The organism is Mycolicibacterium frederiksbergense (assembly GCF_012223425.1).
GTDB lineage: Bacteria > Actinomycetota > Actinomycetes > Mycobacteriales > Mycobacteriaceae > Mycobacterium > Mycobacterium frederiksbergense.
Map to the genome: position 1 here is coordinate 4,688,459 of NZ_CP038799.1, position 16,098 is coordinate 4,704,556.

15 protein-coding genes are annotated in these 16,098 nt (G+C 67.1%); 9 read left to right on the forward strand and 6 right to left on the reverse strand.

Features of this window, described 5'->3' with window-relative positions:
• Window positions 1-141 precede the first annotated feature (141 nt).
• Genes EXE63_RS25810 through EXE63_RS25825 form a run of 4 tightly spaced genes read left to right on the forward strand, consistent with a single transcriptional unit; the run spans window position 142 to window position 3,951 of the window.
• Complete coding sequence (locus EXE63_RS25810) at window positions 142-1,167, forward strand: ABC transporter substrate-binding protein (RefSeq protein WP_234904268.1); 1,026 nt, start codon at window positions 142-144, stop codon at window positions 1,165-1,167.
• Window positions 1,164-2,177: an ABC transporter substrate-binding protein gene (locus EXE63_RS25815; protein ID WP_168144282.1), complete on the forward strand. Its 1,014-nt coding sequence runs from the start codon at window positions 1,164-1,166 to the stop codon at window positions 2,175-2,177. Before EXE63_RS25810 ends, EXE63_RS25815 begins: the two co-directional genes overlap by 4 nt.
• A complete protein-coding gene (locus EXE63_RS25820; protein WP_168144283.1) occupies window positions 2,174-3,199 on the forward strand; it encodes a FecCD family ABC transporter permease in 1,026 nt (341 codons plus the stop codon). The genes EXE63_RS25815 and EXE63_RS25820 overlap by 4 nt, the downstream gene beginning before the upstream one ends.
• Window positions 3,196-3,951, forward strand: coding sequence for an ABC transporter ATP-binding protein (locus tag EXE63_RS25825; protein ID WP_168144284.1), 756 nt, complete (start codon window positions 3,196-3,198; stop codon window positions 3,949-3,951). The genes EXE63_RS25820 and EXE63_RS25825 overlap by 4 nt, the downstream gene beginning before the upstream one ends.
• On the opposite strand, the gene EXE63_RS25830 is transcribed toward EXE63_RS25825, so the two are convergent.
• From EXE63_RS25830 to EXE63_RS25845, 4 genes are read right to left on the reverse strand one after another with little or no spacing between them, the layout of a single operon-like run.
• Window positions 3,952-5,346 (reverse strand): NtaA/DmoA family FMN-dependent monooxygenase, encoded by a 1,395-nt coding sequence (locus EXE63_RS25830; RefSeq protein WP_168145779.1) that lies wholly within the window; start codon window positions 5,344-5,346, stop codon window positions 3,952-3,954.
• A 35-nt stretch (window positions 5,347-5,381) separates the two neighbouring features.
• The gene (locus tag EXE63_RS25835) at window positions 5,382-6,308 is read right to left on the reverse strand and encodes a MetQ/NlpA family ABC transporter substrate-binding protein (protein ID WP_168144285.1); all 927 of its coding nucleotides are present in this window, start codon (window positions 6,306-6,308) and stop codon (window positions 5,382-5,384) included.
• Between the two features lie 34 nt (window positions 6,309-6,342).
• Window positions 6,343-7,026, reverse strand: coding sequence for a methionine ABC transporter permease (locus EXE63_RS25840; protein WP_168144286.1), 684 nt, complete (start codon window positions 7,024-7,026; stop codon window positions 6,343-6,345).
• Window positions 7,023-8,024, reverse strand: a complete 1,002-nt coding sequence (locus EXE63_RS25845; RefSeq protein ID WP_168144287.1) for a methionine ABC transporter ATP-binding protein — start codon at window positions 8,022-8,024, stop codon at window positions 7,023-7,025. The genes EXE63_RS25840 and EXE63_RS25845 overlap by 4 nt, the downstream gene beginning before the upstream one ends.
• A gap of 273 nt (window positions 8,025-8,297) precedes the next feature.
• Here EXE63_RS25845 and EXE63_RS25850 point away from each other — a divergent pair, with 273 nt between their 5' ends.
• On the forward strand, window positions 8,298-9,389 hold the full coding sequence (locus tag EXE63_RS25850; protein WP_168144288.1) for an LLM class flavin-dependent oxidoreductase: 1,092 nt from the start codon (window positions 8,298-8,300) through the stop codon (window positions 9,387-9,389).
• A gap of 1 nt (window position 9,390) precedes the next feature.
• On the opposite strand, the gene EXE63_RS25855 is transcribed toward EXE63_RS25850, so the two are convergent.
• Window positions 9,391-9,972, reverse strand: coding sequence for a type II toxin-antitoxin system PemK/MazF family toxin (locus EXE63_RS25855; protein WP_168144289.1), 582 nt, complete (start codon window positions 9,970-9,972; stop codon window positions 9,391-9,393).
• Between the two features lie 27 nt (window positions 9,973-9,999).
• Here EXE63_RS25855 and lepA point away from each other — a divergent pair, with 27 nt between their 5' ends.
• The 3 genes from lepA to EXE63_RS25870 are packed head-to-tail and all read left to right on the forward strand — an operon-like array spanning window position 10,000 to window position 13,206.
• Complete coding sequence (gene lepA, locus EXE63_RS25860; protein WP_234904269.1) at window positions 10,000-11,916, forward strand: translation elongation factor 4; 1,917 nt, start codon at window positions 10,000-10,002, stop codon at window positions 11,914-11,916.
• A 31-nt stretch (window positions 11,917-11,947) separates the two neighbouring features.
• On the forward strand, window positions 11,948-12,670 hold the full coding sequence (locus EXE63_RS25865) for a sensor domain-containing protein (protein WP_234904270.1): 723 nt from the start codon (window positions 11,948-11,950) through the stop codon (window positions 12,668-12,670).
• On the forward strand, window positions 12,670-13,206 hold the full coding sequence (locus EXE63_RS25870; RefSeq protein WP_168144291.1) for a class I SAM-dependent methyltransferase: 537 nt from the start codon (window positions 12,670-12,672) through the stop codon (window positions 13,204-13,206). Before EXE63_RS25865 ends, EXE63_RS25870 begins: the two co-directional genes overlap by 1 nt.
• A 95-nt stretch (window positions 13,207-13,301) precedes the next feature.
• On the opposite strand, the gene EXE63_RS25875 is transcribed toward EXE63_RS25870, so the two are convergent.
• Entirely contained in the window at window positions 13,302-14,570 is a 1,269-nt protein-coding gene (locus EXE63_RS25875; RefSeq protein ID WP_168144292.1) for an integrase core domain-containing protein, read from the reverse strand.
• A gap of 132 nt (window positions 14,571-14,702) precedes the next feature.
• On the opposite strand from EXE63_RS25875, the gene EXE63_RS25880 reads away from it, so the two are divergent.
• Entirely contained in the window at window positions 14,703-16,097 is a 1,395-nt protein-coding gene (locus tag EXE63_RS25880) for an HNH endonuclease signature motif containing protein (protein ID WP_168144293.1), read from the forward strand.
• The last annotated feature ends 1 nt before the right edge of the window (window position 16,098 follow it).

Here is a 16,098-nt window from a genome sequence, read left to right on the forward strand (position 1 = left end):
TGCTGACCTGCAGGGAAATCCGGTGAGAACCCGGAGCTGACGCGCAACGGTATGAGGCCTGACCTCTGAGCCCGAATGCCTGCGGTCGCTGAACCGTCGACGGCTCCGCGCCTGGGCCCTGCACCGAAGGAAGTCACCGCCGTGCGTGCATTCATCACGCTTGTATCCCTGCTGCTCCTCGTGACCGCGTGTACCCGCACCGAGCCGCCGGCGCCTGCACCGTCGCAGGCCGACCACCCCGACGCCACCAGTTACCCTCTGACACTGCAGAACTGCGGCGTGGAGGTCACCTTCGAACACGCGCCGCAGCGCGCGGTGTCGCTGTATCAGGCCTCCACCGAGATCCTGCTCTCTCTCGGGCTGGCCGACCGCATGGTGGGCACCTCGACCTGGTTCGACCCGGTGCTGAACGAACTGGCGGCCGACAACGACCGGGTACCCCGCCTCGCGGACAATGACCCGAGCCTGGAAGCCGTGCTCGATCTGGAACCCGACATCATCACCTCCGCGAGCGCGCACACCTTCACCCCGGCGGTCGTCGGTGAACGTGTCCGTCTGGCCGAACTCGGGATCCCCACCTACCAGTCGCCGTCGGTGTGTACCGACGCGGTGGTGGAGGGCGAGACGGTGACCCGCACCGCACCGCTGGAAATGGACACCCTGTTTCGTGAGATCACGGAACTGGCACAAATTTTCGATGTCCAGGACCGCGGTGCTCAGCTGGTGCGTGATCTGCGGCAGCGCCTCGGCGACACACCGGCGATCCCGCAGCAGGGTGCCACCGTCGCATTCTGGTTTTCCGGGCTGCGCACCCCGTATCTGGCCGGATGCTGTTCGGCTCCGGGCCTCTACGCCCGGGAGGTCGGTGCCACCAACGTGTTCGCCGATGCCACGGAGGACTGGCCCGAGATCAGCTGGGAGGCACTGGCCGATCGCGACCCCGACGTGCTGGTGCTCGCGGATCTGAGTCGCAAGCGCATCGACGGTGACGCGCTGGACACCAAAATCGCTTTCCTGGAATCCAATCCGGTGACCCGCAACATGACGGCGGTGCAGCAGAAACGCTATGTGGTGCTGACCGGTTCGGAGCTCGATCCGGGCATCCGGCAGGTCGACGCCGTCGAGAAGCTCGCCGCGGGTTTCGCGAACGTCGGGCAGCCGGGATGATCGGCCGCCGGATTCTCGTCGTGGCGTCATTGGTGGTGCTGACCGCGTGCGGTCAGCCCGAGGCTCCCGCCGAACGCGGTCAGACGGCAGCGGGTTTCCCGATCACGGTGCAGAACTGCGGTCGTGACGTGGTGATCGACACCCCTCCGCAGCGGGCGGTGTCGCTGAACCAGGGCTCCACCGAGATCCTGCTGTCGCTGGGCCTGGCCGACCGCATGGTCGGCTCCGCGACGTGGACGGATCCGGTGCGGGAGAACCTCGCCGAGGACAACGCCAAGGTGCCACAGCTGGCGGTCAACAAACCCTCCCTGGAGACCGTGCTGGACGCCGAGCCGGACTTCGTGTCCGCATCGTTCGCCGGGACGCTGGGACCGGGTGGTGTCGCCGACCGCGATCAGTTCGACTCGCTGGGTGTGCCCAGCTATCTTGCGCCGAGCGACTGCGTGGGCAAGGTGTCGGTCAACGCCGACGGTGCCCGCACCGAGCCGTTCACGATGGATGCGATCTATGGCGAGATCCGGGATCTGGCGCGGATATTCGATGTCCCCGAGCGTGGAGAGGAACTGATCGCCGGTCTGGAGCAGCGGATGCGCGACAGCAGGCTGCGCGCCGATGCCGACCTGGCGTACTGGTTCTCCGATATCCGGGCTCCGTACTTCGGCGGCTGCTGCGGCTCACCGGGGGTGATCACCGACACCGTCGGTGCGCGCAACATCTTCCTGGACACCACCGAGGAGTGGCCGCAGGTGAGCTGGGAGGTGATCGCCGACCGAGACCCGGATGTGCTGGTGCTTGCCGACCTGAGTCGGCGCACCATCGACGGCGACGCGCTGGCGGCGAAGATCGCGTTCCTGGAATCGAATCCGGTGACCTCGCGGTTGACCGCCGTCCGGGGGAAGCGCTATATCGTGGTCAACGGCGCTGATCTGAATCCCTCGATCCGGACCGTCGACGGCACCGAGAAGGTGGCGGACGGCCTGCGCCGGCTCGGATTCGCCCCCGGCCGTTGACCGTGCGTACGCGTTCGCTGCCCGTCCTGTGGGTGCTCGGACTGGCGTTGCTGGTCGTCTCGGCGGCGGTGGCCATCACGATCGGTCCGGCGGCACTGTCGGTGCGCGATGTGTACGGGATCGTCGCCGAGCATCTGGGCGCCGGACCGTCGGGTGCCACCCGGATCCAGGACGGCATCGTCTGGCAACTGCGGCTGCCCCGGGTGCTGCTGGCCGCGGTGTGCGGTGCGGGCCTGGCGCTGTGCGGGGCGATCCTGCAGTCCTTGCTGCGCAACCCACTCGCCGATCCGTTCGTGCTGGGGGTCTCCTCGGGCGCGTCGACCGGGGCGGTGTTGATCGCGGTGCTCGGCGTGGGTGCCGGCACGCTGACCCTGTCCGGTGGCGCGTTCGTCGGGGCGGTGCTGTCCTTCGGGGTGGTGCTGCTGCTGGCACACGCCGCGGGCGGCGGTACCGATCGGGTGGTGCTCGCCGGAGTGGCGGCCACCCAACTGTTTTCGGCGCTCACATCATTCATCGTGCTGTCCTCGGCGGATGCCGAGCAGACCCGCGGGGTGCTGTTCTGGCTCCTCGGCTCGCTGGCCGGGGTGTCCTGGAACGATGTCGCGGTGTGCAGCGTCGTCGTCGGGGCCGGCCTGATGTGCTGCCTGGCCTACGCACGCGCCCTGGACGCCTTCGCCTTCGGCGACGATGCCGCCGCCACGCTCGGCGTGTCGGTGCGGCAGGCGCGGATCGTGCTGCTGGTCATGACCGCCCTGATCACCGCGTCACTGGTCAGCGCGGCGGGCGCCATCGGCTTCGTCGGACTGGTGCTTCCGCACGCGGCGCGATTCGTCGTCGGGCCGGCGCACCTGCGGCTGCTGCCGACGGTCGCCATCTTCGGCGCGGTGTTCATGGTGTGGGTCGACACGCTGGCCCGCACCGTGTTCGCGCCGCAGGAACTGCCCACCGGTGTGGTGACGGCGCTGCTGGGTGTCCCGGCGTTCGCGCTGATCCTGTTGCGCCGTCGGGGGATACCGTCGTGACCCTGCGCGCGGACCAGGTCAGCTGGACGCGGTCGGGCCGGCTCGTGCTGGACGGTGTCACGGTGGAACCGGCGCCCGGCGCCACGGTCGGCCTGCTGGGGCCGAACGGCTCCGGTAAGTCTTCGCTGCTGAAACTGCTGGCCGGGGTGGACCGGCCGAGTCGTGGGACGGTGCACCTCGGTCACGAGCCGGTGGCCCGGATGCCCCGGCGTGCACTGGCCCGCCGGGTGGCGATGGTCGCCCAGCACGCCGAGACCGAACTGCACGTCACGGTGCGCGATGTCGTGCGGCTGGGCCGCATTCCGTACACCGGGATGATCGGCGCCGACCCGGACGGCGCGCGGGTGGTCGACGCCGCGCTGGCCGCCACCGGGCTCGTCGACATGACCGACCGCTACTGGCACATGCTCTCGGGCGGGGAGCGCCAGCGGGTCCAGATCGCCAGAGCGTTGGCCCAGGATCCCGATCACCTGCTCCTGGATGAGCCGACCAACCACCTCGACATCGCCCACCAGCTGGAGATCCTGGCCCTGGTGCGGCAATTGAACGTCACCACGGTGGTGGCGCTACACGATCTGAACCTGGCCGCGATGTTCTGCGACCACGTCGTGGTGCTCTCCGCCGGTCGGATCGTGGCCACCGGCGCCCCCGTTCAGGTGCTCACCGAGCCTCTCATCGCCGCCGTCTACGGCGTGCGGTGCCGCGTCAGTATCGAGGACGGCCTGCCGCACGTGCGGTTCGCGCGGGGTTGATCAGGCGCTGGTGCCGATACTCTGTCGCTGGTGCGGGGCGGGCTCCGGCACCTGATCGGCCAGCGAGTTGCCGGTGAACGCGCCGCGATACCTGGCCGCCGGATGACTGGCCGGCAGCCGGTCACCGCGCCCGAGCAGCTTCTGGCGCAGCGTGCCCGACTTGTCGGTGCCGATCAGCCCACGCTCGCGCAGGGTCGGGAACAATCGGTCTGCCACCTCGCGGAACGACTGGGGCACGGTGGCGTGGTAGACGTTGATGCCGTCGACCCCGGCCTCCCGCCACTCTTCCAGGCGATCCGCGATCTCCTCGGGCGTGCCGACCACCCGGTTGGCGCCCTCGAGCACCCAGGCCATATCGCGGATGGTGGGTTCCTCGTTGCCGGATACCTCGGCGGCCCAGCGCTTGAAGCTCTGGATGCCGGTGAACTCGCCGAGTTCACTGATCGGGGTGTCCAGCGGCAGACCACCGGCGTCGATACCGGCATCGCCGAGCGCGTGCAGGGCGATGCCCTCCAGATCGAGATAGCGCTTGAGTTCGTCGTTGCGGCGGATCGCGTCGGCATGGCTGTCACCGATGACGAACGACAGGCCCTGCGCGAAGGTGATGTCCTGCGGGTCGCGGCCGTGTTCGGTGGCCAGCGCCCGGGTTTCGGTGGTCAGCGTGTAGGCGTCGGCCGGCGTGGGGCTCCCGATGTAGACGCCTTCGGCGTTTCGGGCGGAGAACAGCTGGCCCGCCGGCGACGAGCCGGCCTGGAAGAGCGCCGGCGTGCGCTGCGGGGACGGGGAGGTGAAATGCGGCCCCTCAACGCTGTAGCGCTGCCCGACATGGTTGATCTTGTGAATCTTGGCCGGATCGGAGTGCACGCTGCGCTCCTTGTCCTGCACCAGCGCGTCCTCGTCCCACGAGCCCTCCCACAGCTTGTAGGCGACGTCGACGTATTCGTAGGCCCACTCGTAGCGCTCGTCGTGGGCGAGGGTGCCTTCGTGGCCGAAGCTGCGAAACATGTTGGCGTTGAAGCTGGTGACGATGTTCCAGCCGAGCCGGCCCTCGGTGTAGTGATCCAGCGAGGACATTCTTCTGGCGAAGTTGAACGGGTGGTCCTGGATGATCGAACTGGTGAACACGATGCCCAGGTTGTCCGTCGCCGCCGCCAGTGCCGACGCCAGTACGGAGGGATCGTTGACCGGGATCTGGATCCCGCCCTCGACCGACTTGCGCCAGTTGCCGTTCCACGGCGCCCGCAGACCGAACACGTCGGCGAAGAACAGCAGGTCGTAGCCGGCGCTGTCGACCTCGGCGGCCAGCGACGTCCAGTGCCGCAGCGAGTTGAACTTGTGGTTCTGCGCTTCCGGTGCCCGCCAAAGACCGTGCAGCACATGGGAGGCGGTGTTCATGACGAACGCCGAGTAGTAGAGCGGCTTCTTGCTGTTCACGACGTGGATTCCGCGCTCTCGGTGCCGGACGCACCGATCGGTCCCAGGGTGTCGCGAATCAGCGCATTGTCGGTGGTCTCCAGGAACTCGGCGATCCTCGGATCTTCGAAGGTGGCGATCAGCTTCTGTACGTTCGGGTCGTCGAGATGCTTGTTGCTGACCACCAGGCCGCCCTCACTGCCCTCCGGCGCGGGGTGACGGTCCAGGATCTGATCCTCGCGAAGGCCGGCCGCGTACACGTCGGAGATGTGCACGACGACGGCGTCGACATCGGGCAGGCTGCGGGCCAGCTGCCCGATCGGCACCTGGACGAACTCGTAGTTCTTCGGGTTCGTGGCGACATCATCGAGCTGGGGCAGCCCCGCGACGGTGTCCTTGCCCGGCTTCAGCGTGATCTGGCCGGCCTCGGCCAGGTCGAGCAGCGCGATGGCCTGACCCGCCGGATCGTCGCGCAGCGCGACCTTCGCCCCGCGGGGCAGCTCATCCCAGCTGTTGTACTTGTCGGAGTAGGTGGCCTGATCCCAGGTGAATGTCGGTGCGGCCAAGGTGAGTTCGAAATCGTTGGCGGCGATGGCGTCGTTGAGGAAGGGCTGGTGTTCGAAGAAGTTCCCGGCCACGGTGCCCGCGTCGACGGCCCGGTTGATCTCGATGAGATTGTCGATCTGGACCGGCTTGATGGTGATGCCGTGCTCGGGCGCGACATTCTCGGCGATGTAGGCCAGCAGGTTCTCCGCGGCGATATCGGTGCTCCAGGTTGCCACCTCGAGCTCGGTGCCGAACGGCTTGTCGCGGTGGGAGAGCTGACCGTAGGCCACTCCGCCGGCGATCGCGACCACCGCCACCACCGCGCCCGCGACCCAGGGCCACCGCGTGCGCTTCTTGATCTCGATCTCCAGGCCGGGAGTGCTGCTCTGATCTGCCACAGTCGTTCCTTCTGTTTGAATGGGGTGTACGGGGTCAGCGGGTGAGCGCTTTGACGGCACGATCCCCGGTGAACTGCACCAGCTGAATGGTGAGGATCAGCGCGATCACCGTGGCGATCATGATGTTGTCGTCAAAGCGGTTGTAGCCGTAGGTGATTGCCAGGTGCCCGACACCACCGGCGCCGATGGAACCGGCGATCGCCGAGTACTCGATCATGGCGATGGTGTTGACCGTCAGTGCCCCGGCAAGCGCAGGCAGCGCCTCGGACAGCTGTACCGACCGGATGACCTGGACGTGGGATCCGCCCGACACCAGACCCATATCGGTCACATCCGAGCGGACCTCGCGCAGCGCGTTCTGGACGAGGCGGGCGAAAAACGGCACGCCCGCAACCGTCATCGGGACGATCGCCGCCGCGACACCGATGGTGGTGCCGACGATGAATCGCGTGACCGGGATGATGGCTGCCATCAGGATGAGAAAGGGCAGCGAACGGCCGACGTTGACGATCGTGTTCAGCACATTGAACACCCGCGGGTCCGGAAACAGCCCGAGGTTCGAGGTGTTGTGCAGCACGATGCCGACCGGGGTGCCGATCAGCACGACAAGCGCCATCGTGATACCCACCATCAGCCAGGTTTGGCCGTAGGCGGGCAGCAGTAGATCGGGCACCCTGGACCACGGTGTGCTGAAGTCGTCCTGGGCCAGATAGTTCACGCCGCTTCCTCGTCGGAGGTGGTGTTCACGTTCCGTACGTGCAGGCCGCGGTCGCGCAGCTGCCGCTCGAAACCGGCTGGGGTGGTGGGGGACAGGGCCAGCACGGCGCGGCCCACGGCGACCCCGCGAATGGCCTCGACACTGGCGCTGAGCACGCTGACCCGGGTACTCGCCAGGCCCGGGATCGATTGGATGGAGGTCAGCCAGTCCAGCGGGACATCGCGGGACGCGTAGGACACTTCCCAGACGTCACCGGCTCCGGTCAGCGCCACGCCGGGCCGGTCCGGCAGGAGTTCGTGGGCCAGCGGCGACGCTGGGTCCAGGATGATGTCCTCGACGGAGCCGCGTTCGATGATGCGGCCGTCCTCGATCCGTGCCACCGAGTCGGCGACCTCCCGGACCACCTCCATCTCGTGGGTGATCAGGATGATCGACAGACCGAACTCGTCGCGAAGATGACTGAGCAGGTTGAGGATCGACTTCGTGGTGGCCGGGTCCAGACCCGAGGTCGCCTCGTCGGACAGCAGATTCGACGGCCCCAGCGCCAGGGCGCGGGCAATGCCGACACGCTGCTTCTGCCCGCCGGACAGCTGAGCCGGGAAGAACTCGCGACGATCGCTCAAGCCCACCCGGTCCAGCAGCTCTGTGACCCGTGTGTCGACCGAGCCGTCGGTGGCGTGCAGGTACTGCAGGGGCAGCGCGATGTTCTGCGCCACGGTGCGGCGCCGCAGCAGCGGCGCGGTCTGGAAGATCACCCCGACACTGCGCCGCGCGGTCACCAACTCGTCGGCGTCGAGGCGGGAGAAGTCCTTCCCGTCTACCCGCACGGTGCCGCTGGTGGGACGCTCCAGGAAACTGACACACCGCGACAACGTGCTCTTGCCGGCGCCACTGGGCCCGACCACGGCCAGGATTTCTCCGCTGCCGACGGACAGGGAGATGTCGTCGAGGACGGTGCGGTCACCGAACCGTTTGGTCAGGTTTTCGATCTCGATCACGGGAATGCTCTCTTGGTCGAACGGCTTTCGGTCGCGAGGCGTCGCGCTCCGTTGTGTGGCAACACATGTGGGTTGATCGCAGCTGGATCCGTCTTGCGGTTTGGTGGGGTTGTGAGGTTCGCCTTCGGACCACGGTCGAGGGACGTACCGAAGCTACGCATGCCGGCGGATCGGCGAAAGAGTAGTGATCTGGCTGATCCGAAGTAGCTCTGATCTGCTCAAAGTGTTTGCACGCGAGTATCTTTGCAACGTGTCATCTGAAAATCGTCATCCATGAAGTTCCATTGGTACCTGCCGACCCATGGCGACACCACCACCATCGCGGACAATCGGGGTAGCGCCTCGGAGCGGGTGCAGTCGCATCTTCAGCCGACGTTGGAGAACCTCACCGCGCTGGTGCGCAGCGCCGAGGATCTCGGCTTCGAGGCGGCGCTGACCCCGACCGGCTCGCACTGCGAGGATTCCTGGCTGGCCACCGCCGCACTGGCGCAACACAGCCGCCGGCTCAAGTTCCTGGTGGCGTTCCGCCCTGGAGTGCTGTCGCCGACGCTGGCCGCCCAGCAGGTCAGCACCTACCAGCGATTCACCGGAAATCGGTTGGCGCTCAACATCGTCACCGGCGGTGACGATCTGGAGATGCGCCGCTACGGCGACGGCGTCGACAAGGCCGCCCGGTACCGGCGCACCGCAGAGTTCCTCACGGTGGTGCGCGGCGCCTGGAGCAATCCGGAGTTCAGCTTCCGCGGCGAGTTCTACGACGTGGCGGCGGCCAGGATGGCGTACCCGGTGGACACCCTGCCGACCGTCTACTTCGGCGGGTCTTCACCGGAGGCCATCGAGGTCGCCGCCGAGCACGCCGACGTCTATCTCACCTGGGGTGAGCCGCCGGAGCAGGTCGCCGAGAAGATCGAGCGGGTGCGCGACGCCGCCGCACGACGCGGACGGGAGCTGAGGTTCGGTCTGCGATTGCACACGGTGGCGCGCCCCACCGAGGAGCAGGCCTGGCGGCGTGCCGACGAGCTGATCGCCGGGCTGTCCGCCGATGAGGTGCGTCGCGCCCACGAGCGCTACCTGGCCAGTGGATCGGAGGGTCAGCGCCGGATGGCGGCGCTGACCACCGGCGAACTGGTCGATGCCCGCAGTCTCGAAGTCCATCCCGGGCTGTGGGCCGGGCCGAGCCTGCTGCGCGATGGCGCAGGCACCGCGGCGATCGGGAGCTATCGGCAGGTGGCCGACGTGTTCGCCGAATACGCCCGCCTCGGCATCAGCGAGTTCGTGTTGTCGGGCTACCCGCAGGCCGACGAGATCCGCCATGTCGGCGAGGGGGTGCTGCCGCTCGTGCGGGCGGGCGTCCCGGTCGGCTGATTCAGCTCCAGGAGAACTCGGCGCGCAACCGGGTCGCGATGATCTCGAAACGATCCTTGTCGAGGATGGCACCCTCCCGGCGGATGCCGTCCTCGGGCACGTCGAGCACCCGGTCCAGCCGCACCCAGGAGGGCCGGCCGTCGTAGTCCCAGCTGCCCGTCCCGATTCCGACCCAGCCGTCGTCACCGGCATGGTGGTCCTGGCTGGACAGCATCAGTCCGAGCAGGGTGCGCTGATCGCGACCGACCACCAGCACCGGGCGGTCCTTGCCGCGCGTCGGATCGTCCTCGTAGACCACCCAGGTCCAGACGATCTCGCCCGGATCGGCCCGGCCGTCCAGGTCGGGGGAGTAGGAGATGCGCCGGGCCCGCTGTGCGGTGGGCACGCCGGTGCTGGTCACCGGTCGTCCACTGGTGAGGGCGGCCGGCGACGGGTTGGCCTGGGCTGCCAGCGCCTCCATGCCGATCCGCAGACCCTGTTGAAGGACGCGTTCGGGGTTGGGCAGCTGGCGGATGAGCTTCGGGGCCTCGCTGAACACGAGTTTCTCCGCAAACCTCTGGAAGGCCTTCCACTGGGACGCCATAGCCGCCAAGCATAGCGAGGGCGCCGCATGCCCGATTGTGTCCAGCGGGCCCGCTGTCGATACCCTGGGACTACACGATCACGCCAGGACCAGGAGATTCCCATCAGCAGTTTCGCCGACAAGACGTTCACCGCGCCGGCGCAGATACGGAACTTCTGCATCATCGCTCATATCGACCACGGCAAGTCGACGCTGGCCGACCGCATGCTCGGCATCACCGGGGTGGTCGCCGACCGCGATATGCGGGCCCAGTATCTGGACCGGATGGATATCGAGCGGGAACGCGGTATCACCATCAAGGCGCAGAACGTCCGGCTGCCCTGGCAGGTCAATGGCGAAGACTTCGTCCTGCACCTGATCGACACCCCCGGTCACGTCGACTTCACCTACGAGGTGTCCCGGGCCCTGGAGGCCTGTGAGGGTGCGGTGCTGCTGGTCGATGCCGCCCAGGGCATCGAGGCGCAGACGCTGGCCAACCTCTACCTGGCCCTGGACCGGGAACTGACCATCATCCCGGTACTCAACAAGATCGACCTGCCCGCCGCCGACCCGGACCGCTACGCCGGCGAGATCGCCCACATCATCGGCTGTGAACCCAGCGATGTGCTGCGGGTCTCCGGCAAGACCGGTATGGGCGTGCGTGAGCTGCTCGACGAGGTCGTCCGTCTGGTCCCCGCCCCGGTCGGGAAGGACGACGCACCGGCACGGGCGATGATCTTCGACTCGGTCTACGACATCTACCGCGGTGTGGTGACCTACGTCCGGGTGGTGGACGGCAAGCTCCATCCCCGCGAGAAGATCAAGATGATGTCCACCGGGGCGACCCATGAGCTGCTCGAGGTCGGCATCGTCTCCCCGGATCCGAAGGCCTCCGACGGGCTCGGCGTCGGCGAGGTCGGCTACCTGATCACCGGTGTGAAGGACGTCCGGCAGTCCAAGGTCGGCGACACCGTGACCTCGGCGCGGCACGGTGCCACCGAAGCGCTTGTCGGCTACCGCGAGCCCCGGCCGATGGTCTACTCGGGCCTGTACCCGGTGGACGGCTCGGACTATCCGGTGCTGCGCGAGGCCCTGGACAAGCTGCAGCTCAACGACGCGGCGCTGACCTATGAGCCGGAGACCTCGGTGGCGCTCGGGTTCGGTTTCCGCTGCGGCTTCCTCGGGCTGCTGCACATGGAGATCACCCGGGAGCGCCTGGAGCGCGAGTTCAACCTCGACCTGATCTCCACCGCGCCCAACGTCGTCTACCGCGTGGTCAAGGAAGACAACACGGAGATGATCGTCACCAACCCGTCGGACTGGCCCGAGGGCAAGGTCCGCGCGGTCTACGAGCCGGTGGTGAAGACGACGGTCATCGCGCCCAGCGAGTTCATCGGCACCATCATGGAGCTCTGCCAGGCCCGCCGCGGTGAACTGGGCGGGATGGACTATCTGTCCCCGGAGCGCGTCGAACTGCGCTACACGATGCCGCTCGGCGAGATCATCTTCGATTTCTTCGACTCGCTGAAATCGCGCACCCGCGGTTACGCCAGCCTCGACTACGAGGAGGCCGGTGAGCAGGAGGCCGACCTGGTCAAGGTCGACATCCTGCTGCAGGGCGAGGCCGTCGACGCGTTCAGCGCCATCGTGCACAAGGACGGCGCGGCGGCCTACGGCAACAAGATGACCACCAAGCTCAAGGAACTCATCCCGCGCCAGCAGTTCGAGGTGCCCATCCAGGCGGCCATCGGATCGAGAATCATTGCCCGCGAGAACATCCGGGCCATCCGCAAGGACGTGCTGTCCAAGTGCTACGGCGGTGACATCACCCGTAAGCGCAAGCTGCTGGAGAAGCAAAAAGAGGGCAAGAAGCGGATGAAGACGATCGGCCGGGTCGAGGTACCCCAGGAGGCGTTCGTCGCCGCGCTGTCGACCGATGCGGCAGGCGACAAAGCCAAGAAGTGACTCCGGGGCCGCCATCGGTCACAATGACGCGGTGAACAGTGCCGCAGTATCGCCGCGCGCGCGGTATGCCCGTCCTGCCCTCGTCGCCGCGGCGATCGGGTGCGTGCTGCTGACCAGCTGTTCGGCCACGGTCACCGGTCAGGCCGTCCGGGACCAGAACGCGGCGCCCGTCGACGCGCCGCCGCTCAAGGAGAGCCAGCTCGACGACGTGTTGCTGTCCATCGGCGACATCAACGACATCATGGGCTCGGACACCATGGAGGTCACCGGTGAGCTCGACCAGATGGTCGACCACTCCAGCGATGTGTCCGAACCGGATTGCCTCGGTTCGATCTTCGGCGCCGAACAGCCGGTCTACGGGGACAGCGGGTACACCGCGGTCCGTGACCAGGTGTCGCGCGAACCCGACGACGACAACGCGCACTGGGTGGAACAGACCGCGGTGCTCTACCCGTCGGCGGACAAGGCGCAGCGCTTCTTCGACAGTGCGCAGTCCAGCTGGGACGCGTGCGCCGGGACGTCGATCGCCATCGACGACGGGATGGACAGCTACACCTGGCAGATCGAGGATCTGACGGCCACCGACACGGTACTGACCCAGATCACCACCCAGGATGACGCCGACGGCTGGGAATGCCAGCATGCGCTCTCCGCGGTCACGAACGTGATCGTGGAGGCCTGGGCGTGCAGCTACGGCGCGGGCGACGAGGCGGCCCAGATCGCGGCGAAGATGGTCGAGAACGCCGTCGAGTAGTGGGCGACACCGACCGCACCCGCTGGGACGCGGCGTACATCGACCGAGACGCGGCGCCGACACCCGCGCTGCCCACGGTGTTCGTCGGTTACAAGGACCTGTTCCCGCGCCGCGGCACCGCACTGGAGATCGCCTGCGGTGCAGGCGGTGCCGCGGTGTGGCTGGCGCAACGCGGTCTGGACGTACACGCCGTCGATGTCTCGGGAATCGCCATCGGACAGGCTCGGGTGCTGGCCGAACAACACGGTGTCACAGCACGTTTCGACACTGTCGATCTCGATGGCGGGCTACCGCCCGGCGACCCGGCCGATGTGGTGCTGTGTCACAAGTTCCGCGAACCCGACCTCTTTGCGGATCTGTCCGCCCGGCTGAAGCCAGGCGGCCTACTGGCCATCTGTGTGCTCAGCGAGGTCGGCGCCTCGCCTGGGCGGTTCCGGGCTGTTGCCGGTGAACTGCGCTCGGCGTTCGCCGGCCTTGATGAGCTGGCCGCGGGGGAGGGCGACGGGCAGGCCTGGTTGCTCGCCCGGCGTCGCTGACCGCGGGCCGTCGGTACGGAAAAACTTGTCACACCTGTGATGTCTCAGGACATCGGTGACAGTTCTGCATCAGGACATCGGTGACAGTGGATGTCTCAGGACATCGGTGACGGTTTCTCGTTCTTGGGGCGTGGACCGCGGGGGCGTCCGTTGCCGACGTACTTCACCCCCGGTGCGGGTCGGGTGTGTTCGATGAGGACTTCGCCGTCCAGGTCAGCCACGGTGATCTTCTCGCCGTCGACGACCACCAAGACCTGTTCGAAACCGCGCCCACCGTCGACTTGATAGCGAACTCCGGCGAGGACGAATGCGCCGGCGCTGGTCAGGGTTGCGACGGTGGTGCCGGCGGGAAGGTCGGTGGGCGCAGACCTGCGCGGTGTGGTGACCGCTGGAAGAACCGGCGCGTCGGGCCTGGGGCGCGGTGGTTCAGCTTTGGGGATTGCCTCCCAGGCCGTGCGCGGTGTGACGCGTCCTGGCAGCCCTTGGTGGGGACGTTCGGTGTTGTAGATGTCGTCGAACGCGTCGACCTGGGCCTGCAACTCGGCCAGCGTGCTGGCAAGCGGCTGCTTGTCGAGGTAGCGGAACAAGGTCTGATGGAAGCGTTCATTCTTGCCCTGCGTGGTGGGCTTGTCGGGCTTTCCGGTGATCGCCTGAACCCCTAGCCGCGAGAGGTGTTTGACGAGTCGGCCGAGGTAGCCACGCCGCGAGGGGTTGAGCGCAATTCCGTTGTCCGACAATAACCGTTGGGGAACACCACAGGCTGCCACGCCCTTGTCAAACACTGCGATGGCCGCTTCGGCGGTCTCTGTCCACGCCACATGGGAGGCCACTGCGTAGCGGGAGTGGTCGTCGATGAGTTGGAAGATCACACACGTGCGGCCACCGGTGAGCACGTACTGGGTGGCGTCGACTTGCCAGCACGCGTTCGGGGCCGGGTAGACGAACCGTCGCCATGCCGAACGGGGCTTCTTCTTGGGCTCAAGACGAGCCACACCGGCCTCACGGAAGATCCGTGCCAACGCTGCGATGGAAGGGACCTGCGGCAGGCCCATCGCGTGCATTTTGTCGTACACGCTGATCGGTCCATGGTCGCGGCCGGAAGCCTCCAGAGCGGCACGCACGGCCACGGCCTGCTGCCTAACCTCCTCAGTTAACTTCGACGGACTCGACTTCGGCCGCCGAGACATGGGTTCGAGCACCTCGGCCTGCCCATCGGTCTTCGCGCGCTGACGTAACGCGTAGAACGACTTTCGGGAGATGCCGTGCTCGGCGCAGAACGTCGAGACCGCCCCACGCGGCGCGTCATCAGGCCACTGTGAGATCGCCAACCGGACACGAGGATCGATAGGTTCATTAACAGCCACCCCCGCAGCCTCGGCGCAGAAGTGTCACCACCAAGAACCCTCGAAGTGTCACCGATGTCCTGATACAGAACTGTCACCGATGTCTTGAGACATGACAAAAACTTGTCACACCCGCGTGGCATACTCGAACACATGTTCGAGATCCGAGGTGTCGCCGTCCACCTCGATGCTGCGCGCGATCAGCTTCGGGCCGAACGCAAGGCCATCGCGCACAAGTTGATCGAAGCGGGGACGTTCGCCCTGGCGCGGATGGCCGAGCTGGGCCACAGCTTCGAGGACCGGATCGTGGACGACTGGGAACTGGTGGCTGCCGAGGTCGGTATCGAGCTCGGGATCAGCCGCGGCCGGGCATGCACGCTGATCACCCAGGGCCGTGACCTGATCGTCAGGCTCCCAGGGTTCGCCGCGGTATTCGCAGCCGGCGACGTGGATCTGCGGGTGCTTCGGGTCATCCTGAATCGCACGGCTCTGATTCTCGATCCCGACATCATGTCGGTCATCGATGCTCATCTTGCCGAGCGGGCTCCGTCGTGGAACGCGCTGTCTGATGACCGCATCGGCGATCTGGTCGATTCGATGGTCGTCGACGTCGACCCCGATGCGGTGCGCCGGGCGCGGGAGGCGCGCCGCCGCCGCAGTATCACTGTCGAACCGATCGGTGACGGCATGGTCGAGATCCACGGCCGCGTCGATGCCGCCAAGGGCGCAGTCTTCGATCAGGGCCTGGATGCGTTGGCGCGCACCGTGTGCCCCGATGACCCGCGCACCGTCGATGAGCGCCGAGCCGACTCCGTCGAGCCCCTGACTCTCGGCGCGACAAGCATCCCGTGCCTGTGCGGCAACGACGGTTGCCCGGCCGCAGGCAACGAGGTGCCCAAGGGGCACATCATGATCCATGTGCACGCCGAACAGGGCACCGTCACCTGCGAGGCCGAGCGCCCGGCGCTGATCCCCGGTTACGGCATCGTGCACGCCGAACAGATTCAGGAAATCATGCCGCAGGCCGACGTTCGGCCCGTGCCCGAGGCAGCGGATCTGGGTACCGAACGCGGCTATCATCCGTCCCGCACGCTCGCCGACTTCATCGGGTGCCGTGATCTGACGTGTCGCTGGCCCGGCTGCACTGTCCCGGTTGCGCACTGCGATATCGACCACACCACTCCGTGGCCCTACGGCCCGACGCATCCGTCCAACACGAAGTTGTATTGCCGAATCCACCACCTGATCAAGACTTTTCACTGCGGCCCGGGCGGTTGGACCGATCAGCAGCATCCCGACGGGACCATCACGATCACCGCACCCAACGGGCGGACGTACACGACCAAGCCCGACAGCGCCCTGTACTTTCCACAGTTCGCGGTGCGCACGGCTGAACTGGGGCCGATCACGATGCCGCCGCCGAGCCCGCATCGCGAACTCGCCGCACCCAAGCGCTCCCGCTCCCGCGCGCAGAACCGCGCCTACCGAATCGCACGCGAGCGAGCGCTCAACCGTGCGGACTACGAGGCCAACCCACCGCCCTTCTAGG